Below are 20,900 nucleotides of genomic sequence, written 5' to 3' on the forward strand. Positions count from 1 at the left end.
TTCGAGGGTACTCGACGATTCGATGTGTTGTGGCTGGTAAACAGCGCTGAGTTCCGAAGCAATTTTGACGTCAAACCAAAGCTGGAGATCGAAGCGCCGTGAACTTCTTCAAAGCAATCATAAACTTCTTCAAAGCGCGGGTTCTGCTTTGGCCGGTCTTGCTGCTCATCGTGCTGGTGGTTGGGGGAGCGGCCGCCGCGTTCGCAACCGGTGGACTTAACGCCATTGCCCTCAAGTCCCTGTTCGGCAGCACCTCGAGCGAACGTGATTCCCAAGTGGTCCAGGCCGTCACGCGCGTGCAAGAAGTCGCACTACTTAGCCTTCACATCGAGGGTGTCACGAGGCATGAAAGTAATGGAGAGATTCTCGGCGTGGCTATACCCGCGAGCGAGAAAACGACGTTTATCCAATACAAGTTCGACGCAAAAATAGGCGTCGACGGGTCACGGGTGAAGATTGAACCCACCGGCCCGAAGTCGTTTCGGGTGACCATCCCTCAATTTATCGGCATCGGCTTTGATGAACCCGTGTTCGAGGACGCCCTCGAGAGCTCCAACCCGCTTGGCATGCTGGCGGCCCCAGCCGTTCAAACTCGCATGATGAACAAGGTTCTCAGCGACGAGAACAAGCAGAAGTACGTCACCCAAAACTCAGCAGAGCTGAAAGAGCAGGCCAAGGTGTTCTACACGGGAATCATCGCAAGCGTGGACCCCGAAGTCACAGTTGACTTTGAGTTCGCAGAGTAAATACTTGCCACGCCAAGTCCTCGCGCAGAAACACGCCGTGGGGATGGCTGCTATGGGCGGAGCGGTCATGCCGGAGTATGCCGGCAACCGTGATGAACGGGGAACCCGCCTTGCTCTCCACGGCGCAAGGTGTCCCTTTCTGTCAGATCGTCCGCCTACAGTGCTTCCATGACTCCCGACGAAACGGCCCCAATCGCGCAGCCGAAGAAGAAGCGCACCGTCTCGCGGAAGTGTCCCGTGTGTGGCAGCGAGGCCTGGCGGATTGCCTATGGGATGATCATGCCCTCAGCGCGCCAGACGATGCCGAAGACGGAATTCGCTGGGTGCATGGTCATGGACGAAATGCGTGTTTACCCCGCTACGGGCAAAGTCGAATTCGGCTTATCCAAATGGGCGTGCCAGAGCCTGGAATGCCGTCATCGCTGGTGGTAAACCTCAGCTGATCCGGAACATCTTCCCCAACGCCGGCATGTGGATTAGCGTTTCGACGACGGGCCTTTTGGTGATGGACTTAATCGCTTCGGCATACCCTCGCATTTGGCCGATGTACTTGTCCTTGATGTGACCGACAGGATCCTTGCCCGGGTAGGACTTGTGGTCCACCAGGACATAACCGGCTGGCGTCTCCAGCAGGAGGTCAATCCACCCCTCCATGAGCTGGTTGTCAGCATTGCGCCAGGCAACCGACTGCTCCGTGGTGACCGTCGCCCCGGGGTAGTGCTGGGCGAAGAATGCGAGCATCCGCTCACCCGCTTCCACCACGACGTCAGCGCCGACGGCGGAGGCCGCACCCCAGCGGTCCAGAAGACGTTGTGCCGCCGAGAGCCGGATGGAGTCATCCATCTCAGCAAGGGGCAGGGCGAAGTAACCGTGGATTGCGGAGCCCACCTGGTCCCAGTTGGCAGCGCCGTGGGCAATCAGCTGGGCGCCGAGGACGGCCGCCTCGGTGACGTCGGCAGCGAAGCCGAAGCTCTCCAAGGAGCTGGCGGTTACCCGGGCAGGTTTATGCGAAACCGGCGCGACGACTGCCAGACCGTCCTCGTACTCGACCTTGGTGCCGTCGACTGTATCGGCGGGTCCATCCGCGGGCCCGTAGCTAAACGCCTCCACCGTGAGAGTGTGTTCGCCGTCGCGTCCTTGAACAGTCAAGGTGCCTTCGCTGCCGGTTCCCTCCGTCCACTCCACAATCGGGCCCGTTCCGAGCGAGTTCAATGAAGCTGGCGCGGGCTTGGCGGCGGCGAGGCAGGTCACGCTGACCGACCGGGTCAGGCCAACGTAGAGCACGCGCGCCGAGTCGGCCTGGCGCCGTGCCAGGACCCGCTGCGCGACAGCCGAGGAGTCGGCCGCTCCGGACAGCGGCTTGAACCCCTTTTTACCGAAGGGCCACGGCCAGAAGCGGATCCAGCGTCCTGCGAGGGGATCGCTGACGTCGATCTCATCGACGCCCTCGACAGCCACGCCCCACGGTTTCGCGGTGACATCGGTGTCGAGGCTCGCCAGCACGACGGCCGGCCACTCCAGCCCTTTGGCCCTGTGGTAGGTCAATACGTTCACGACGTCGTCGCCGAAATTCTCGCTGCCGGTGCTGTCGACATCTGCGAGGAATTCGAGTGAGCCGCTCAGCGTCACGGGCTTGCTGAGTGCGGCACACGAATCGTAGTACTGCTCCAGCATGGAGCGCAGCGCGTCCAGATTCTTGAGTCGGGTTCCGGGGTTGCTCCACGTCTTGATGAGCCGGACCAGCCCGAGGCGCGCTGTGACCTCTTCCATGATTTCGGTCGGCGTGCACAGCTTGGCCAAGTCGCGGAGCTCAACCAGGCCGGACACCAGGGGGTCGCTGGCCCAGCGTTGGAGCTCTACTGTCGGCTCCTCGGCGTCGAACAGTGCGGGGACCCAGCGCCCGAACTGAGGATGGTCAGGATGCAGGTGCGCCAGCTCAGCCAGGGCCACGGTATCGTCGTCGGACGCGACGAGCGCCATACCTGCACGGACCAGTTGAATTTCCCGGGCGGCGAACAACGAAGTGGTGTTGGTGGTTGCCTTGACTCCGAGCGCGGCCAATTCTCCAGCGATGGCGGCAACGTCGACATTCGTCCGCGCGAGGACCGCAACATCGCATCCCTTGAAGCCTCGTCGTTGGATGAGATCCACGACGCCGGCGGCGACCGCCCGCCGCTGCTCCGGCACGGTTTTCGCAGCCAGTGTCCATGCCTCCCGGGCGCCGCCCAGGGCATTCTTCGGATGCGCAGCGTCCAGACGGGCTTCGGGGACTGTCAGCTGGACTTCGTCCTCGCTTAGCTCTGGGAACATGGCGAGACTGATCGCGTTGGAGAGGTCGATGACGGATTCTTTGGACCGCCAGGAATCATGAAGCTGGGTCTTGCTCTCAACCCGGGCGGCCACGGCTTTCATCAGCTCCGGATCGGTGCCCCGGAATTCGTAGATAGCCTGCTTCGAATCGCCCACCCAGACCACCTTGTCCACCAGCTCGGCGAACTTGGTGAACAGCTGGAGCTGCAGTGGGCTCGTGTCCTGGAACTCATCCACCACCATGAACTTGATGCGTCCGGTGATGGAGGCCTGAAACTCCGAATTGTTTTCCAGCAGGTCCAGCACCAGGGTTTCCTGGTCCGCGAAGTCAATGAGCCCGTACTGCCGCTTGAAATCCGCGAACCGGTCCAGGCAGGCAGCGGCGCAGGCAAACACCAATTCGGTGAATTCCCGCAGCTCGGTCTGAAAGGCCGGGTTGGAGACCAGCACGACGTCGACCGCTGAAATGTAGCTTTCCAGCTGCCGTTTGGCGTCAGCGTTGGGGACACCGGCCGCCTCGACCCAGAAACGCCAAGGCGCACCCTCCGGCGACGCGTGGGTCAGCACCGGCTCCAGCAGGGCGATTGAGGCCAAGAGATTCTTCGGTGGAGTCTTGCCGGATTCGGCGATCTCGGCGGCCAGCCCGCGAAGGCTTATGAGCCCCTGGAGGAGCTGGTTGGACCAGGTTGCGCGGTCGTCGAGGCCGGCCGGACCCAGAACCTGCCGCAGTCCCTGCCATGACGCAGCGGCGGACTGCGTCAGCGTTGCGGAGTCAATCCTATTGCTGCGGGCGGCATCCGTGATCTCCCGGACGACCTTCCGCCAGTCGGTGTCGGTGCCCCGGATGTCGGCTTCGCCGTCGTGCCCCAGCCAGCGGGCGAGAGGCTGGATCCGCGGAGTGAACTCTGCGAACACGGCGTCCGTGGCGAGCTGGAAGATCCGGAGTTGTTCGTCTTCGGCGATGACTTGCAGCGCCGGCGACAGCCCGGCGTCGACCGCGTACTCCTGCAGCAGCCGGCTGCAGACGCTGTTGACGGTGCCCACCATGCTGACCGACATCTGCCGGGCGGCATCAGGGCGCTCCTGGCCGAAGAGTTCGGCTTGCACCCGGTCGATGAGTTCGGCAGCGGCCTTCTTGGTGAAGGTGGTGGCCAGTATCTGGCTGGGTTTCGTGCCGCTGTTGATTGCCCCGGCGATTTCGCCCATCAGGCTGTAAGTCTTGCCGGTTCCGGCGCTGGCCGTGATCATGGTGACGTTGTGCAGGGTGTGGTTCATGACAGGTCCTCCTTGAGGCCGCACAGGACGGAGAAGTCGCAGAAGTTACAGGAGGGCCTCTGATAAAGTCGGCCGTCTGCCGTCGCTGTCTCCCGCTGTTCGTCGGACGATCCCAGTTCCTGACGTCCGGCCGCCAGGACGCGTCCGCCGACCACTTCCGCGATGGAGAATTCGGCCGCGCGGACGGAGCGCTGCCAGGTGCTGCGGCTGGACGCGGGGCTGGCCAGGGCCGGGCCGAAGAGTTTGCTGGTCGAGGCGAATTCGCCCTGCTTGAGCATGTAATAGGACATCGTAGCGTCCTCCGCCACGGTGGACATGGGGTCGGGCCCGTTGTCCAGGGCCCAGTGGTACAGAGCGAGCTGCATCGCGTCGCCCGTGGTGATCTCTTCTCGGCGGTACTTCGAACGGTTGGTCCACTTGAGGTCGATCACGACGGGCTCGGCTCGCTGGTCCGCGGCCAGGACATCAATGAAGCCGGAGACCGTGACTTCGATCTGCGTCCCGTTGACGTTGAACAGGGCCGGTTTGCTGAACTCGTGCTCGGTGGCGCGGATATAGACCCCTTGCGTCTGCAGGGTCTGGAACAGCTTGACGACCGAGTTCTCGATGATGGGCCGGAGGCCGGCGAGTTTGCTGCCGCGGCCCGGCAGGAGCAGCTCCGAGGCGTAGTGCGGCACGAGCTGGTCCAATTTGGCCTGGACCTCCGCCGGCTCCGGCACCGCCCGGTTCGCGGCGTAAAGTTCGCCGAAGAGTTCTTCGACCACCCTGTGGACCAAGGTGCCGATCATGGTATTCCCGGTGGGCACGGACTGCGCGTCGCCAACCTTCAGCCGGCCCTTCTTCTCCAGGACCCACTTCATCGAGCAGCCAATCAACGTGCTGAGCTGCGAGTAGGAGAGCTTGTCCGGCATGAACTCCGGACGGGGCCCCAGATCATGGGACGCCGGCACCGGTCGGGTCTGGGCTGGCTGAACCGGCGTCAACGAGGCGGTTCGGCCTGCGAGCCGCCAAACACCGTCGCACACCAAGTCGGCGGGGGTGGTGCTGAAGGCCGAAATGGCGTGTTCCACCGCCTGCTTGTTCTCCTCCGGGCTTCCCGGCAACGGCGAGGGGAGGGTGCTGAAGGCCAGCGAGGACAGCAGCGGGTGGGCCTTCGTTGGCTCCCCGCCGATCTCCGCGGCGCGCACCAGCAGCAGTCGCCGGCAGCGCCGCATGGCGTTCACCGCCACGGAGAGTTCCAGCTCTGCCAAGGCAGCAGGATCCGGCAGGACGACGCCGGCGCCTAGCAGTGCCTGGCGGTCGGCGTCGTCCCAGTGGCGGGACCGGATTTGGCCGTCATCCTGGCACCCCCACCAGACGAGCGAGTCGGCGTCGTCGCACAGTTCACCGAGGCTGTTGAGCGTCAACCACGGCGCCGCCTCGCCGCCGGCCAAGGGACTGGCGCTGGCGGGAATGACAGATTCCAGGATCCTTGCGATGGTCTTGCGCGTTACCGGCTCCGGCCCGTCGATCAGGGCCATGAATTCATTGAGCTGGCTGAGGACGGATTCGAGTTGCGGGTCGAACTGCACGCGGCGGCTGAGCTGGGTGCGCAGCCACTGTGCGCGTTCAACGACGGCGCTGCCGGTGACGGTTCCGTCGTCCGTCAACAGCCCGGTGCTGAGAAGCTGGTCCAGCTCTGCCGCTACGACGGGGCCAAGGGCCTCGTCACTGCTGATCATTTGGAGGGCGCTCAGCCATTCATCCCCGCCGGTGCCCGGCTGGGCGGCGAGGGCGTGCAGGAGATGGCGGGCGGCTCTGCGCCGGACCGGGCTCACGGAAAGGTTCAGGAACTCGCCCAGCAACTGGACGTCCACCGGCCCCCAGATGACGGTGAAGAAGAGCGGAATGATCTGGTCTATGGCCCGCCAGCGTGAGCGGTTGCCGACCCCGATTCGTGGCAGTCCGCGGCGCTGCAGCTCCTGGTCCAGCAGCGCGGTGCTCGTGGAGGCAACGACGGCGGAGCGGACCGCAGCGGGTTTACCTGCGGTGTTCGCCGCGGACGCGAGCCAGCGGGCCGTGTGCTCGGCCGCTTCCCATTCGGTCTTGGCGACGAGGACGGTCACGTCGCCCACAGGTTCCGACGGCACGGACGGTTCCATGACCGTCACGCCGCGGCGCTCCAGGGCGCCGATGAGACGGTCCCAAATGGCGGGGAACGTGGCGCGGGGGTGCTGGAGTTCAAGCTCCGGAATACCTAGCGGCCAGTGGGAGGCGGCCTCGCTCTCGAGCTCATGGATGAGTTCGAGCGGGAAGTCGGCGAACGCCCGGTCGAGAGGGAGCCTGCTCTGTTCCAGAGTAGCGAGGGTTTTCAGTTTGGCGCCGGACCCGTCCGGTGCGAGGCCCGTCCACCCGTTGACCACAAGTTCGTCGCGCATGTTCAACAGGTCGATGGCCGTGGACCACGGATCGACGGTGAACGATCTGTGGAACCAGGCATCCGGGCTGTCCTGCTCCGCGAGCCGGGCCATGAACTGCCTGATCCGGGTGGAGTGGCGGGCGTCGGGGCCGGTGAGTCCGAGGCGGGTCTGCAGGAGCTGGGCCAGCCCGAGTGGACCGAGCCTGACTGCGCCGAGGGCGGAGTCACGATAGATCCACGGAGCGCGGTCCAAGTACAGGCCAAACAAAACGTTCACATCATCCCCCGGGACGTGTTGGAGCGACAGTTCCTAGATCATATGGGCAGGGTCGGACAATGAAGGTTGCGACGCGTTCGGGAGGGATGTGCAAGCACACCCCTCCCGTTCCGTTCAATTCTGGAAGGTTAGGTCCCTAGGTCGCCATGATCGATGACATGCCCGGCAAAGTCGCCCTCGCAAACAGGAAGATGGACCTGGCACAAGTGGGCCAACGTCAGCACATAGTGACGGACACAGAACACTTCGGCGTCTTTCCCGGCAGCCAGGTCCAACGTCACAAAACGTGTGGGGGCATCCACGCACACCGACTTGTCCCACATGCATCTGCCGTTCCCAAAGTCGGCACCGATCCCGGCGCCGACGATGGTGTCATCTTGCGTCCGCGTCATGCGCTGCCTTCCTCGATTAGCTGCCCGAGGGTTCTTAGTCCCTCTTGGATCTCGTCCTTGGTCAGCTGCTTGTCAAGATCCAGCCAACGGGCCCATTGCCGTTCAAAGGCGTACTCCCGGTCAAGCTCTTCGACCCGGGTGGCGCGTTCTCGCGCAGTGATCACCGCAGAGGCCCCATCGTGGTCCGTGCTCACTTGCAGCATCGAACCCACGGCGGGAAACGTGATGCACGTCCGGGTGTTTTCCAGCCAGAGGATGAACCAGGAAGCCTCGTTGACGCGGGCGTCGCCAGGTAACAGGTCGCCTTCGAGAGCGGCGTAGTCCAGGCAGTTCACCGCCAGGAAGGACTCCAGTCTCTGCCCGTCCATGGCGGTCTGCAGGGACGGATTCCGCGTATAGCCACCGTGGCCTGAGCCCTCCCAGTTCGCCACCCCCGTCCACGGCTGGAAGACATTCGCCTTGTACGTGACCCTCACCTCGGGGTCTTCGGACCGATCAAAGTGGTGGTTCTCGACCACCGGTGGACTGTAGGACCGAACCACGAATGGCAATTCGTCAAGCAGGTGGACCGCGATCGGCGCGTTGTGGTTGCCGAGTGACTTCTTCAGCCATGCGGCTAGCTCGTTTGCCGTGGTGAACTGCGATGCGTCCGCTTCGTGGTCCTCGTAGTTCACGATGTTGTGCTCCAGGCGGTAAAGCCGGGCTTCAGGCCCGTTCCCCACCCACGGCCGCCCTTCGGAGCGGTACCCGTCGGGTACCGAGTGCCTCAGGATCCACCCGGCCCACTCGGAGGCGTGGGCACCTATACCGTTGTCCGTGCCCGTCTCTGGGTCAACGAAGTGCTGCTCGACCCCGTCAACCGCGCACAACACCTCCAAGGGGGCCAGATCGTCGCTGAGGGGGAAGATCAGCTCGTAGAGGCGCTTTGGGGTGCGGGCGCGGGCGATGACCGGCCGTTCGGCGTCAAGGTGCTCAGGATCAACGAGGACGAGGTCTGTGGGCAGCAGACGTGCACCCGCCGGCGCCCCCAGTTTTCCGCGGGCATGCGCCTGCTTCCATTCGCGGAGCTGAACTTGGCGAAGGGCCATCAGCCTCTCGATGGGGTAGGCGTCCGCCGGAACGGAACGTGCCACCGTCAAACCGGGGAACGCCAGGGCGGACTTGTAATCCTGACGGAAGAACTCGCCCCGGATCGCCTCGAATCCTTCCTGGGTGCCGTCGTATTCGGCTACCGTGACTTCGCCCAAGTTGGTGATGAAGGAGAGCCTCCGGCGTTCCCCCACGCGCTCTTCGACAATAATCGAGGTCCTCAGGTAGGCGGCCAGGACAGCCAGCGTCGGGCACTGCTGCTCGTTGATCTCGACATGGAGGTAACTGCGGGACCCGACGAACTGGGCAAACTTTTCAGGCGTCCAACCGCGGTCATAGAACGCGTCGGTACCGATGGACACCCCGACCATTTCATCGACGCCCCCGGTGGTTTCACCGGAAAACGTGATGGGCCGGAACTCGGGTGCGGTGATCCGGGCCGGCCACGGCTCAACGGGTAGCCGCAAGAACGATTCGCCGGGGGTATTCATGGACTCAATGACGGGTTGCACTCGAGCCCACTCCTGGCCTGCAATCCAGACGTCGTAGCGAGGCATGTCAGCCGCGACCCGAAACCAGTTCTGCGCCAAAACGAGGGTCAGCGGTGACAGCTAGGAAATCCTCTTCTTTCAGTCCGCAGCCAGCCTCGTAGCGCGCCCACGCTGAAATTCCCTCACCGGTGATCCCGGCAGCCTTCAGGCCGGCACGCGTCAGCGCGTTGTCGTCCTCCTTGGTGAGCACAACGAAACTCAGCTGCCGGTGCTCAGCCTGGAGCAGTTCGAAGAACTTCTCCTCGGTGCAGTCGGCCTCGGCGACCTTGGCCAGCAGGTCGTTGACCAGGATGTTGATGGGGGTGACATGCTCCAGAACCAGCTGTCCCGTTATGGTTACTGTCGAATCAGCCTTGTTCCCGAAATATACGTCGCGTGCGTTCGGGGACCACGGAAAGTCCAGCGGTTTGTTGTGGCTGAAAATCCGATTCTTGCCCTTCGGCATCCGAGGTTCCTGCCAGATCTTCTGGATCGCCTCACGCAAAGCGCGATTGACCACAGCCAGGCGGCGTGAGGCCAGTGGTTGGAGGGCCTTATAGATCGAGTAGATCGCCTCGGAATCGGCGCGGTCACGCGCCTCACCCAAGGAATCCAGCTGGTCAGTCGAGCGGGTAACCGGCGACCGGTTCGTAGAGTCCTTCATGAATCCCCAATGTTTGAGTGAGAAAATTTGACCTAATAGGTCGCTGAGCAGTAGCTATGAACAACAGAAGAATAGCTTCAGTGCCGGGATTATTGGCCAATGCCATTTATATACGGAGGTACCGACGAAACTCCGCTGACGGCCGGAAGGCACGCAAAGGGAATCCATTGGCCGCGTTGCGCTGAGAGGCGGCCGGGCAAAACCCCGCGGCGAGTGGAACGTCAGTTCACCGACGAACCGTCTGCACGCAGGAACCGCACGATTGCTTCGGCCTCGGCGGCGTACCCCTCAGCGGACAGCGTTACCGTGATGGCGTTGCCCAGGCCTGCCCAGGTGACAGCCGACCAGTTGTCCTTTGCCTCCGTCTGCTTTGCATAAGCCTCCTCGAGGCCCGCCGATTCGAAGTCACCCTCATGGATTCCCTTGCGGTCCCAGGGGCCATGTTCCGGGTTCTTGGGGGCATTGCTCAGCCAGATGAACTTCACACCCATTTTGGTATCCAGGCGGGCGTCGATGCAGCCGTGCAGATAACAGATGGCCTGGTTGGAGTACGTATCCGGGAACTCCTTGCAGTACCCGCGGCCGCCGTTGACCCAAGCGTCGTATTTGGCCTCGACTCCGGCAACCGGGTGCCACGCGAGGCTTCCGCGGGCTGCCTGGTCCTCGTGGAGCTTGGAAGCGACAACCATGTCGATGCTGCGGCGGTCTGTCACCTCCGAGTCGTGGCGGAATTCAGTTCCGGACAGAAGCCGCAGTCCCTCGCGGTCGTGGATACTCGCGGCGTCACACAACACCCCGAGCACCGCTCGTTCGAACAGGTCGTCGGACATTGTGAGAAATGTGGTCACTTCGGCCTCGGTGGCCTTGGCGCCGCCAAGGATCTCGTTAAAGCGAGGAAACTTGTGTCGGTATTTGCTGCTAGTAGCCTCGTGGAGCAAGCCATCTTCAATGAGGCTCTCGACTGTGACTGTTTTCGGTTCTTTGGTCATGATGAGCCTTTCGGTTATGCCGGTCAGTGAACTCCGATCGAGGATGTCAGAGCCACACTATGCCGACTTGCGCCGAAACAAACACGGTTCGCCGAGAGGGTGGCGATGGTCTCACATTCGAACACTTGTGCGAAACTACCAGCAGTCCGATGAGTGAATATTGGGCCAATGGACTCGACGCCCGATAAAGTGAGCTCGCAATGGAGCGAGGACTTTTGGAACGTGTTCCATACACATGGCGAAGTTCAGAGGATTTCTGAGATGGGGCACGGTTGATGACTGACCCGGAACCCCCAAGGCTTCGCATCTATCCAGCATTCTGTTCCATGTCATGCCGTGCTTCGGTGCGGCATCCGAGACATTTGGGGGAAATTTGTCACCGTGGAAATTCATTCGCATCACTTACATCATTCCACTTCCACACGGAGCATTTGGGGTTCAGCAAGGCACTGAATGTCCGCACGAAGAACGGTCAGCTAAGAGGCAATTCGTGCGGAACTACTTGCCGGACGGAGTCGACAGACCACGCGCTAAGAGGCCCAGCGGCCGTGTGCTGGGGGCCTCGATCGAGCAGGCGCTGGGGCTGGGAACGAACAATGCGACGGGGGACGAGCGAGAAAACCGCCTTCCCCGCAGGGTGAAGCTAAAGCCGAAGCCGGAGCTAGATACGCCGCAAGACATAGGCCAGCCGGACTGGGAAGCCGAGTGGGTCAAGTTCGGGCATCCGGAGGACCTTAGTACCCACGCGGACTTCCTCTTAGTTCATACAGAAGTACCTGAAGTTGCAGATGCGGAAGCATTCCTTTCGACGAACCGCTTCGACCGCGAGAGTTTTCTGAACCGAGTCTTGAAAGGACTGGGCGTTGATCGGGTCCTTTACGGCGACGGGGCTCTAGGAGGCGGCGCGAAGACACCCGCGGACAGCCTCAGCTTGCGGTTTCCGATAATGACGGTCACCTGGGCAGTTCCCGCCGGTCCCGCCACGCCGCCCAGCCCGCTACTCATGGCACACCATCAGGAGTGGAGCGCTTGGCAGAAGTGGGGTTTCCTGTTCGCCACGCACCAACCTGCCGATCGGAGGATCCCTGCGGACACGAAAGAACGCGCTGAGCGGGGGGTGCTGAAACGCAGGGCGGCGTGGGACGTCCGGGTGGAACCGTTTGGGGCATCGGTACTCTCCAATGCGTCACCCAAGGACATCGGCGGGGACCAGTTGCACTTCCTCAGGGCCGAGGTCAACCCGTTCGTGGAGTTGGCGTTACTCGCCTACGTCCAGCACGTCGAACTGGAGCGGTTCTCCCGTGAGCTGGCCCGGACGTCCTATGCTGAGGACCAGGACCTGGATGCCCAGCTAACGGCCCTGAATGCTTTCGGACGGAAGTTCCACCGGTTCCGTAATGCCGTATGGTTCGACTCCGTTCCGAATGAAGGGTTTTGGACTGCCTACCTGCAGCTTCTTCATGAGCGGCTGGGCTCCACATCGAAGATTGGGCAGCTGTGGAGAGACTACGAAGACTGGGCCACCTACCTGAGAAACCGGGCGGCGGAGGCGAATGAAAAACGTTCAAAATACGCGGCAGACCGGAAAGAAGCGAACGAGAAGCTGATTAAGAAGTACTCTGCCGTCGCGGCGGTGGCCGGACTCGCCTTTGGACTCCTCACTCTGCTCGTTGAGCCGGGGCACAGTGACGCAATTCTGTGGGGATGGGTCTGCGGAGCACTGTCGCTGGCGGGATTCGCCTCCGTATACCTGTGGGACAGGTTCGCATCAGGCGTGGCGAAAAAGTTGAAGCGGCCAGTTACTTCAGCGGCGGAGCCGGTCCAGGCGCCAGCGGGGCCCGAGACGCAGGACTGGGGCCAGACCAACGGGCAGGACGCTGAGAGGGAGAGCATGTCGCCGACGACCGTCGGCCGCTAACCTGCCACAGGGGCAGAACCTCATGATCTTCTTTCGGCGAGTGCTGTGGGTACCCACACCTCGGCGCGGGCGAGTGCCGCCTTCAAGTCCCGGCCGCCAGCGCTCTCCAGCAGCGAGGAATCCCCGACCACCACCAGCAGGCTCCTGGCCCGGGACAAGCCCACATACAGCTGCTCGGCCGCACGCTCCATGTCCTTGAACCCGTTGACGCACAGCACCACGGCCGAGCGCTCCAGGCCCTTGAACCCTAGAACATGGCCGTAGAAGACGTCGTTGTTGGCATGGAAGTCGAGCCAGTACTCGGCTATCGAGCCGGCGTCGAAGCGCTCCTGGTGGACCGGATGCCGGGATTTGGTCGTAAGCAGGGCTATCTGGTTGGGGCTCCAGCCTTCGTCCAAGAGCGCTTCGACGCACTCATCCGCCGCATCAAGGGCGTCCTCGGTGTCGCATTCAACGCGCCGGACAGGCAGGCCGGTGCCGCCGCGCGGCGTGAAGTGCTCGCCTGCGAAGGACCGGAATGTTTCGGCGATCTTCCGGGTGTTGCGGAGGTTTTCATCGATATGGATCGGGACCAGATCCGCCGTCGGATGCTTGCTGTCGGCGCCGCTGCCTCCCCACCTTTGGTAGACGTCCTGCCGGTCGTCCATAAACGCATACACCTCGCCGGCGTCCGGATTCTTAGTGCAGGCGAGCAACGACTCCCACCACAACGGCGCAAAGTCTTGCGCTTCATCGACGACGACGGCGTCCAGCCGCTCGTGCGGTTGCATACGGACCGCCAGCTCCTTGAGGAGGCGGGGCATCTCCTCCTCGAAGTAGTCAGTCCCGGCTCCGTCCGGGACACCAAGGGCGCGGACGTACTCGTGAAACTCTCCGGTAAAGACCGGTTTGGCCTGTCGCCAGCCGGAGACCTGCTGCTGCAGATACTGGCTCAGCCCCTTGTTGTAGCAGAAGAGGCCCACCCGTTTCCCGTCCTTACAGAGGAGCCGCGCCTTCTCCAGGGCGAGCCACGTCTTGCCACTGCCTGCACCCCCGGTGAAGCGGACGCGGGGAAGGGACCGGGTCGCGCGCAACAGCACGGATTGCCGCAAGGTGAGGTGGTCCTGGGCGTCTTCGGCTTCTTGGAGGTCGGGGACCTGAGCGGACCCCGCGTCGAGATCGCCGCCCAGCTTCCGGACTATCCGTTCCAGGAAAGCCGGGGTCAGCGTGGTGGCACCGCTGCCTTCACGCTCGATGGCGTGGCGCAACTTGTCTTTCAGCGACTCAGTGTCCGCCCGGTCCAGTATCAGCGAACGGGGACAACCCGCCATGGCCCACCCCTGCGGCACATCCGTGTAGGGGAGACTGACCAGATACGCGAAGCGGCTGCTGAGCCGGGATCCGAGCTGGTCCTCCAGCCAGTTCTTGAACGCATGCATCGACGCCTGCGACTGGACCACCGGGCTCTGAATGTTGTGCCCGCCCGCCTTGTCGGACTGATACCACTGCCCGTTCTCGACGCCGACCTTTCCGCCTTTGACCTCGATGGCGGCCATCCCGACGCCGGGCCAGAGCACCAGAATATCGATCTCGTGCTCCGCTCGTCCGTCCCTGATTTGGACGGAGTGTGCGAGGACGACATCGTCTGGAAGACTCTTCTTCAGGGATTCCCAAACCGCTTCCTCGGCCCCTCGGCCCTCGCCAAAGTCCGGTTCCTCCGGAATGCATTTCATTGCTGGCTCCTAAATTATCGAGCCGGTGATCCGGCGTTTCGCTGTTCCCACGTTAGCCGGGCGAGGCATGGTGGTCATTGGAACGCGGGCCACGCTCGGCAGGATATTTCAAAACGTAAAGTCGAGAAGACTCTCGCTGAAGTGCCCCGGCCATCTAGGGGGCTGGGTCGAAGAGCTCCCGGACGTCGTAGCTCATCTCGCTTTGGCGAATAGTAGAGATTAGCCGGCGCGTTTGATCGGCGCCCGGAATGTGGAGTTCTTCGCCTTTTCGAAAGGCCTCGGCGCAGTATTCAAGCATGGCCCGATCCTGGTTATTCACATGGGCCTCGGACCTGACGTTTACGCAATGTCGTCGAAAAATGTATTCCCAGGCGCTCTGAACATGCTCGTCAGTCTCGAATGGCAGCGCGACCTCAGATTGATGCGTACCGACGGAGTTGATGTTAAGGATTTTCATGCTTCGCGTGCTAACCACCCGGCGCGATCCCTGTTCGCCGCGGACCGCAGGAACCGTGGCCTCGACTAAAAGCAAGATCGATGAGGCCAACGCGGGCCACTGCCTGAATAGGGCTGTCTTTGCGCTCGGCCCCCAGGTTCAATTTCATGATTATCCCTCCACGCCTCGGATAGTGAACGGATCAATGGGGTTCGGGGGTCCACTTGCGGCTTGGGAGGGCACGTGTGGGTCTCACGCCAGCGGTCGAATGCCCATCTCGCAGAGGAGCCGGTTCCTACGGTCTGGGTACTGGCGCCGCAGGAGCAGCGCTCTTCGATGACGGGGTAATTAAACACAGGACAGCTCTCTACTTGATGAGGTTGGTGACATCTTCGGCGTTTCCCGCCAACTTGGATTGATTTGCCTGCACAAGGTCGTCGAACTTGGTCGCGAAGCCAACGTGGAACCCGAACATGTCGATGATCTTGGCCCGGGTGAATGTTCGGTCCGTGATCTTGCCCGTGGCGAAGTCAAGGGTTCTATAGGTCTGAGCCAGATCATCTATTTCTTGTCTATTATGGCCGTAAAATTCCCCAAGCAAAGAGAGCGAACGGCTTTCAATCTTGTTGAAGGCTGCCTTTTCCGGGCCTTCGACCAGAGACCGAAAACCTTTGACAAAGTAGGTATCAAACGACGGCACGCTTCCCCAGGCTCCCATCATCACTTTGCTGACCAAGGTCCGTGAAGCGCCACCTTTTGGAAGCAAAGCGTGCTGCAACTCCAAGTAGGCGTCAAGAAGCAATTCCTGCGCCTTGGCATCGAATAGCGGTTTGTTCTGCAACTCACTCATACCTGTATTGAACCGCTCGATGACCTCAATGGTCGCTTGGTAGTGGCGGACGTTGGTTTCGCGAAATAGGTAGGACGAACCTCGCAACATTCCCCAACTAGCAAGGTAGTAGCCAAGTTGAAGACAGCTGACCTCCATATTTCGAGTCGGCTCGGGATTTTCTTGGAAGTAGTTGAAACAGAAGTCCCAGCTTCGTTCCCGGCGGTACAGCGCGGTCGGCTGTCCGTTGGATGATCGCAGGAACGACTCGATGGCGAGGGTGATTCGTCCAGCTGGAATACGGTGCATGCTGCGAGACTAGCCGTAAGTTCCGAAGATTTAGGCGAGGCCGACTACACCGCGGTGAAACAGGATTCCGTCCTCTCGGCGTCTTGACGGCACCGCGAGACGACTAGGGCATTTGCCATCATGTCCTTACTCCAAGCCCCCAAGTGGTGGGACGCCACCCGAGAGGTCCCGGTCTTCCCCGAGGAGTCCCAGAAACAACCCATTCGGGTTCGCGCCAGGCAGCACCCGCCGCACTTCGGTCAGCGCCGCCAACGGAGTAACCTCGGCAACACGCGCCCCGTACAGCGCCGCCACGGTGGGCGTTCGGGACTCGGCCCGGACGCAGTGCAGCAGCACGGTCTTGCCCTCCGCGCGGAAGCGTTCGACGGCGGCCGCCGCATCCCGCAGCACAAACGCGGCGTGCGCGTTGTCCTCTGCGGCAGGCGAGTCGATCACCCAGAACGTGGCGTGGTCTTCAAGCGCCACGCCGGGAACATCCGAAGTCCCCAGCCGGCACAGCGACACTACGGCGTCGATCCCCAGCTCGGCCACCCGCGAAAGGGACCCGACGCCGCCCAGCCAGACGCCGTCGTCGTGTGGGTGCCGGACCAGTGCGTCGGTGCGGCCCCACATGCTGTAGTCCTGGCGCGCGGCCAGGCTGCGGGCCGGCGGCCCTCGCCCCGGCCCAGTTCCATGCCGAGCATCATGAGGTCGCGGGCCCGGAGCCCGGGCCAGCCGTGCAGGCGCCGCCGCCACTCGAACGGCACCGCCGTGTAGCCGTAGGCGGCCCCCAGCAGGCCGCCGGCAATGGCGGCGACCGTGTCGGTGTCCCGGCCGCCGCGGACGGCTTCCTCCAGCGCGGCTCGCAGGTGCGCCGGGCCGGAGACCGACAATCCGGCGAAATGAATGGCGCTCCAGGCGCCCTGGAAGGCTTCGACCACCCAGCCGTTGCGGGTGAAGTCCCGCGGCCGGGACCGCTCGGCGACCTTGATCCGCTCGAGCCACCGGGCTGCACGGTCGGCAGGGAGCAGCGGCAGGCCCACCCGGACATCCAGACGCCCGGTCAGGACTGCTTCCCGGATGGCCACGCACCAGAGCCCGCAGGCTTCCTGCGCGTCGGGGTCGGCGTGGGTCAGCGCGCTGAGTATCCCGGCCTTGGCCATCAGGGAAGCCGGATCCCGGTCGAGGTAGGCCAGCGCGAGCGGCGCGGTGCGCATCAGTGAGCCGTTGCCGGCGCTGCGGCCGGTGCGGGCGTGGAAGTCCGCGGCCGCGGCGCTGAAGTCGGCGGCGTGGACCTTGGTCCGCCCGTCGGCGGAGGCCAGCCCCCGGGCCGAAGCGATGACCGAGCTGGTCTGGGCACCCACGTCCTTGGCCTCGGCGGCCCAGGCTGTCCAGGCCCGGACGATCATCGTGAGCGCCGCAGGGGCGGAGGAGTCGGCGTCGGACGCCGCCGCCAGCAGGGCCTGGGCGATCGGGATGGCCATGGACGTGTCGTCGGTCCACTCGGCCGGCGCGAACCCGAACGGTCCGCCGCCCTTCATGGTGACCTCGGCGCAGTCCGGCAGCGGCGAGCCGAACTCGTAGCCGGCGCCGAGGGCGTCGCCAGCGGCCAGGGCGACGAGGACGCCGGCCGCGCGGTCATTCTGCAAGGGGGTCAGTTTCATGCCAGCTCCATCAGGGGGTGTTGGGTGTTCCAGCCGGTCAGGTGGGCCAGCTGGGGGCGGCGGGTGGGAAGTTCGACGGCGATGCCGGCGGCGGACACCGTGCCGGCGGCGCGGGAGACATTGCGGCTCCGGAGCGCACCGTGGCGCCGGACCTCGACCGCCGCGGCGCCGCCGTCGAACGCGCCGAAGTCCATCGCCTGGACCTGGGCGGCGAGGTCGCGGGCCCGCTGGCCCGGCATCGGGCCGGAAGCCAGCATCTGGGGTGGGAGGAGCTCCAGGTCCAGCAGCGCGGCGTCGATCAGCTGGCGGTAGTGCCGGCGGAACAGCGTGCCGGTGCCGAAGACTTCGAGGAGCAGCGGCTGCGTGCCCAGACCGATCACGACGCCGCGCTGGCCCTCCAGGGGTGCGGGGGCGTCAGCGGCGTCGAAGCGGTTGTGCGCGTTGTCCTTGAACAGGTCCAGGTGGTCCAGCAGGCAGCTGGTCACCGAGGCGCCGCGGGCCGCGTCGAAGCGGCTGACCCGCTCCCAGATCCGGCCCTGCCGGTCGCCGCCGCGCCGGCCGTCGAGGCCGTTGGCCAGCTCGGACCGGACGTTGAGCGGTGCGCGCCTCGCCTGCCGGCGGTGGCTGGACTGGCCGGCTTCCCAGCGGCCGGCCTCGACGCAGAAGGTGTCGATGTCGCGGGTTTCGCCGGGGCCCAGGACGACGTCGCGGGCGCAGGTCCGGTGCTGCTGTCCGCCCTCGAGCAGTTCGCCCTCCACCAGCAGGGCCGGGTGCGGACCGTTGTTGGTGACGGTGAGCCGGGCGACCTGGGGGCAGCTGGCGAGTTCGGTCACGGCGACGTCGGCGTGAGTGCCGGTGCTGATGCCGAGGCTGCCGGCGCCGGAGGTCCAGACGGGGAAGATGCTGAGGGGGCCGAGCCTGCTGCCGGCGCCGACGTGGAGCTGGGGGACTTGCATGGGAACCTCCGGTTGATTTAGATCAGTTCTGCGCTAATTGACTCCAGTATGCACGGCTTGCATCTTTAGCGCAACCCTGCGATAAATAATCATGTGAAGGATTCCAAGAACGGCCCGGGACTGTCCCTGCTCGACTACCCGCGCCCCTCGGTGGCGGTAGATACGGCGGTGCTGACGGTGGCCGAGGGCAGCGTGTGCGTGCTGCTAGTGCGGCGCGCAGAAGATCACCAGCACGGGCAGTGGGCGTTGCCCGGCACCTTCCTGCGGGAACGCGAGACCCTCGCGGACGCGGTGCTGCGCTGCCTGCGGGAGAAGGCCGGGATCTACGGGCGGGTGCCGCGCCAGTTGCAGGTTTTCGACGACCCGGCGCGCGATGACCGCGGTTGGGTGCTGTCGGTCGCCCACGTCGGCGTTGTGCCGCTGGCAGACCTGGAGGAAGCGTTGAAGTCCGACGGCGTCCGGCTGGCTTCTGTGACCGGGGAACCGGAGCTGATCGCCGGGCTGCCGTATGGGCACGCTGAGATTGTGGCGAAGGCGGTGGAGTGGCTGCGGGCCGCCTACGCTGAGGCCCCGGATCCGGGGGATCTGCTGGCTGAGCCGTTCACGCTGAAGGACCTGCGGGAGCTGCACGAGACGGTGGCGGGCGAGACTTTGATGCGGGATACGTTCCGGCGGTTCATGGAGCCGAAGCTCAAGGGTACGGGGCAGATGTCCGACGGGACGCGGGGGAGACCGTCGCGGTTGTGGCTGCGGGACGGGGAGTAACGACGCAGGCTCAATAGGTGACTTGCGCGTTAGGGCCTCGCAAGTCGACAGCGTCCGGCCCGACTGAATGCGCTCGATGGGCAGCGGGGAACTCTTCGAACGGGGAGTGTATACAGCGTGAGCCCATTGCCGTTCGCGATAGGCTGTGGGCGAAATGCCTCCACGGGAAACTTTGATCGATTTGCTTTCGGACGTTCAGGTGTTGTTCCAAGAGTGACGCAGACCAGATGCATAGCGGCCGCTATGCAAGATCAATCCTTGATGTTGGCCCAACAGAGCACGCCATGAAATATCTACGATGGGGAGTTACATGAAAACCAGAGACATTGCCAAGAAATACCAGCTTGACCCGGGGGACTTCGATCGGTGGTTAAAGCAATCCAGCTTCCAATTCAAGTCTGGGATTACTGGCCTGAGCGTCGACGACGGCGTCAACGCTGACGAGATGGTCGGCCACTTCAACCAGTACCGTATCCAGGAGAAGGCACGAGTAGCTGAGGAGCAAGAACGTCTCGCGCTAGAGCAGGCCAACGCGGAGCAAGCTGAGCTAGCCAAACAGCAGGCTATGGCGAGCATGCTCATCAGCTCCGGTTTCAACTTTGAGGGCTACAGCATCACCAAGTACTCGGGCTACATTTCCGGCGACGATGCTGTATCGATGGACCGACCAACCCACTGGTTTGGGAGTGTGAACAAGGATGTCGGCTCAGACTTGCTGTCAGGACTGTCGCACATCAGGCGAAACGCTCTAGCAGAGTTGAAAGAGGCCGCGTATGCGCTCGGATGCAACGCCGTGATCGGAGTGGACTTCGACTACCTGACCTTGGACCCGGAGACTGCGACTAGTTCGGGCGGAACACTGTATCTGCCGTTCTTATTTGCAGTGACCGCGAACGGCAACGCTGTTGTGATCGAGAAGAACGAACACGCTAGTTTGGCGTAGCGGACAGATTCGCGCATCGGAGCTTCTCGGGATTTCCATACGAGAGGTTCGAGCTTTGGCGGAGCCCAAGTTGGCGGTTGTCCTGGCAAATTCCGACAGTGAAATCACTTAAGTTTGTAGTTGGCCATGCCGTGCCGCTTCCGGACTCCATGCCGTACTTCGACATTTGCAAAGGGTGCGAGGTGTTCGGCGTCGTAGAGGTTCGTCGCGCTGGCGAACGGGACAGATTCAGCGAATGCAGAGATCAAGGCCGTTTCCATCGATTTTGGGTCTGACGCCGAGGCGTAGTGAACGAAGAGATCGTCCAGACCAGCGAGCGTCTTTAGCCACCAGCCTCCTGCGTGTGGCGATCGCTGCCCGACGCGTGTGACGTAATACTGACGCACCCTCTTCCGGACGGATGTCCCCGCAAGCCCGATGTAGAGCACAGCGGAATCTGGAATCCAGAAGGCTCCGATGCGCGCCGCCAGCTCATCGCCGGTGGCGGATTGTCCGTCGATGTCGACGGCAGGGCAGACCAAGCGCAGCATATCGAATGCCGCGGGATTGTGACTGTAGCTCCGAAGCGCCCCCAAGGAGTCATGAATGTCGGGTGTTGAAGCGACTACATAAATGCCTGGCGCGTCCAGTGGAACCTGTTGACCCCATTTCACAACGCCGGCCGGATGCAGTGCACATTTGTCGAAGAGTTCCCCCACTGAGATGGTCATCCGCCCATG

At 63.2% G+C, this 20,900-nt stretch carries 18 protein-coding genes; 5 read left to right on the top strand and 13 right to left on the bottom strand.

What is annotated here, in order from left to right; translation table 11 throughout:
- Nucleotides 1-98: 98 nt before the first annotated feature.
- Complete coding sequence (locus tag AC1DGI_RS11925; RefSeq protein ID WP_476898975.1) at nt 99-746, top strand: hypothetical protein; 648 nt, start codon at nt 99-101, stop codon at nt 744-746.
- A 168-nt stretch (nt 747-914) separates the two neighbouring features.
- Complete coding sequence (locus AC1DGI_RS11930; protein ID WP_476898976.1) at nt 915-1,178, top strand: hypothetical protein; 264 nt, start codon at nt 915-917, stop codon at nt 1,176-1,178.
- Nucleotides 1,179-1,181: 3 nt separating this feature from the next.
- Here AC1DGI_RS11930 and AC1DGI_RS11935 read toward each other — a convergent pair whose 3' ends face one another.
- The 6 genes from AC1DGI_RS11935 to AC1DGI_RS11960 all read right to left on the bottom strand — a co-directional run bounded on the left by AC1DGI_RS11935 (nt 1,182) and on the right by AC1DGI_RS11960 (nt 10,670).
- Entirely contained in the window at nt 1,182-4,331 is a 3,150-nt protein-coding gene (locus AC1DGI_RS11935) for a UvrD-helicase domain-containing protein (RefSeq protein WP_476898977.1), read from the bottom strand.
- Nucleotides 4,328-7,006 carry a PD-(D/E)XK nuclease family protein gene (locus AC1DGI_RS11940; RefSeq protein ID WP_476898978.1) on the bottom strand — a complete coding sequence of 893 codons (2,679 nt, stop codon included), beginning with the start codon at nt 7,004-7,006 and terminating at the stop codon, nt 4,328-4,330. Before AC1DGI_RS11940 ends, AC1DGI_RS11935 begins: the two co-directional genes overlap by 4 nt.
- A 128-nt stretch (nt 7,007-7,134) precedes the next feature.
- Nucleotides 7,135-7,398, bottom strand: a complete 264-nt coding sequence (locus AC1DGI_RS11945) for a hypothetical protein (RefSeq protein WP_476898979.1) — start codon at nt 7,396-7,398, stop codon at nt 7,135-7,137.
- Nucleotides 7,395-8,999, bottom strand: coding sequence for a hypothetical protein (locus tag AC1DGI_RS11950; RefSeq protein ID WP_476898980.1), 1,605 nt, complete (start codon nt 8,997-8,999; stop codon nt 7,395-7,397). The genes AC1DGI_RS11945 and AC1DGI_RS11950 overlap by 4 nt, the downstream gene beginning before the upstream one ends.
- A 46-nt stretch (nt 9,000-9,045) precedes the next feature.
- Nucleotides 9,046-9,681: a hypothetical protein gene (locus AC1DGI_RS11955; protein ID WP_476898981.1), complete on the bottom strand. Its 636-nt coding sequence runs from the start codon at nt 9,679-9,681 to the stop codon at nt 9,046-9,048.
- Between the two features lie 221 nt (nt 9,682-9,902).
- Entirely contained in the window at nt 9,903-10,670 is a 768-nt protein-coding gene (locus AC1DGI_RS11960; RefSeq protein ID WP_476898982.1) for a hypothetical protein, read from the bottom strand.
- Between the two features lie 490 nt (nt 10,671-11,160).
- Between AC1DGI_RS11960 and AC1DGI_RS11965 the strand changes: the two genes are divergently transcribed.
- A complete protein-coding gene (locus AC1DGI_RS11965; protein WP_476898983.1) occupies nt 11,161-12,588 on the top strand; it encodes a hypothetical protein in 1,428 nt (475 codons plus the stop codon).
- 20 nt (nt 12,589-12,608) lie between these two features.
- Here the strand turns inward: AC1DGI_RS11965 and AC1DGI_RS11970 are convergent, their stop codons facing one another.
- The 6 genes from AC1DGI_RS11970 to AC1DGI_RS11995 all read right to left on the bottom strand — a co-directional run bounded on the left by AC1DGI_RS11970 (nt 12,609) and on the right by AC1DGI_RS11995 (nt 18,473).
- Nucleotides 12,609-14,300, bottom strand: coding sequence for a nuclease-related domain-containing DEAD/DEAH box helicase (locus AC1DGI_RS11970; protein ID WP_476898984.1), 1,692 nt, complete (start codon nt 14,298-14,300; stop codon nt 12,609-12,611).
- Between the two features lie 154 nt (nt 14,301-14,454).
- Nucleotides 14,455-14,757 carry a hypothetical protein gene (locus AC1DGI_RS11975; RefSeq protein WP_476898985.1) on the bottom strand — a complete coding sequence of 101 codons (303 nt, stop codon included), beginning with the start codon at nt 14,755-14,757 and terminating at the stop codon, nt 14,455-14,457.
- Nucleotides 14,758-15,103: 346 nt separating this feature from the next.
- Nucleotides 15,104-15,874, bottom strand: coding sequence for a hypothetical protein (locus tag AC1DGI_RS11980; protein WP_476898986.1), 771 nt, complete (start codon nt 15,872-15,874; stop codon nt 15,104-15,106).
- 126 nt (nt 15,875-16,000) lie between these two features.
- A complete protein-coding gene (locus AC1DGI_RS11985; RefSeq protein WP_476898987.1) occupies nt 16,001-16,405 on the bottom strand; it encodes a protein-tyrosine phosphatase family protein in 405 nt (134 codons plus the stop codon).
- A complete protein-coding gene (locus tag AC1DGI_RS11990) occupies nt 16,378-17,517 on the bottom strand; it encodes an ADP-ribosylglycohydrolase family protein (RefSeq protein WP_476898988.1) in 1,140 nt (379 codons plus the stop codon). Before AC1DGI_RS11990 ends, AC1DGI_RS11985 begins: the two co-directional genes overlap by 28 nt.
- A complete protein-coding gene (locus AC1DGI_RS11995; protein WP_476898989.1) occupies nt 17,514-18,473 on the bottom strand; it encodes an ARPP-1 family domain-containing protein in 960 nt (319 codons plus the stop codon). The genes AC1DGI_RS11990 and AC1DGI_RS11995 overlap by 4 nt, the downstream gene beginning before the upstream one ends.
- Nucleotides 18,474-18,566: 93 nt before the next feature.
- Here AC1DGI_RS11995 and AC1DGI_RS12000 point away from each other — a divergent pair, with 93 nt between their 5' ends.
- Nucleotides 18,567-19,238, top strand: coding sequence for an NUDIX hydrolase (locus AC1DGI_RS12000; protein WP_476898990.1), 672 nt, complete (start codon nt 18,567-18,569; stop codon nt 19,236-19,238).
- 310 nt (nt 19,239-19,548) lie between these two features.
- Nucleotides 19,549-20,181: a YbjQ family protein gene (locus tag AC1DGI_RS12005; protein WP_476898991.1), complete on the top strand. Its 633-nt coding sequence runs from the start codon at nt 19,549-19,551 to the stop codon at nt 20,179-20,181.
- A gap of 104 nt (nt 20,182-20,285) precedes the next feature.
- On the opposite strand, the gene AC1DGI_RS12010 is transcribed toward AC1DGI_RS12005, so the two are convergent.
- Entirely contained in the window at nt 20,286-20,891 is a 606-nt protein-coding gene (locus AC1DGI_RS12010) for a hypothetical protein (RefSeq protein WP_476898992.1), read from the bottom strand.
- Between the last annotated feature and the right edge of the window lie 9 nt (nt 20,892-20,900).

This window comes from Arthrobacter sp. 05N428_2 (assembly GCF_056397065.1).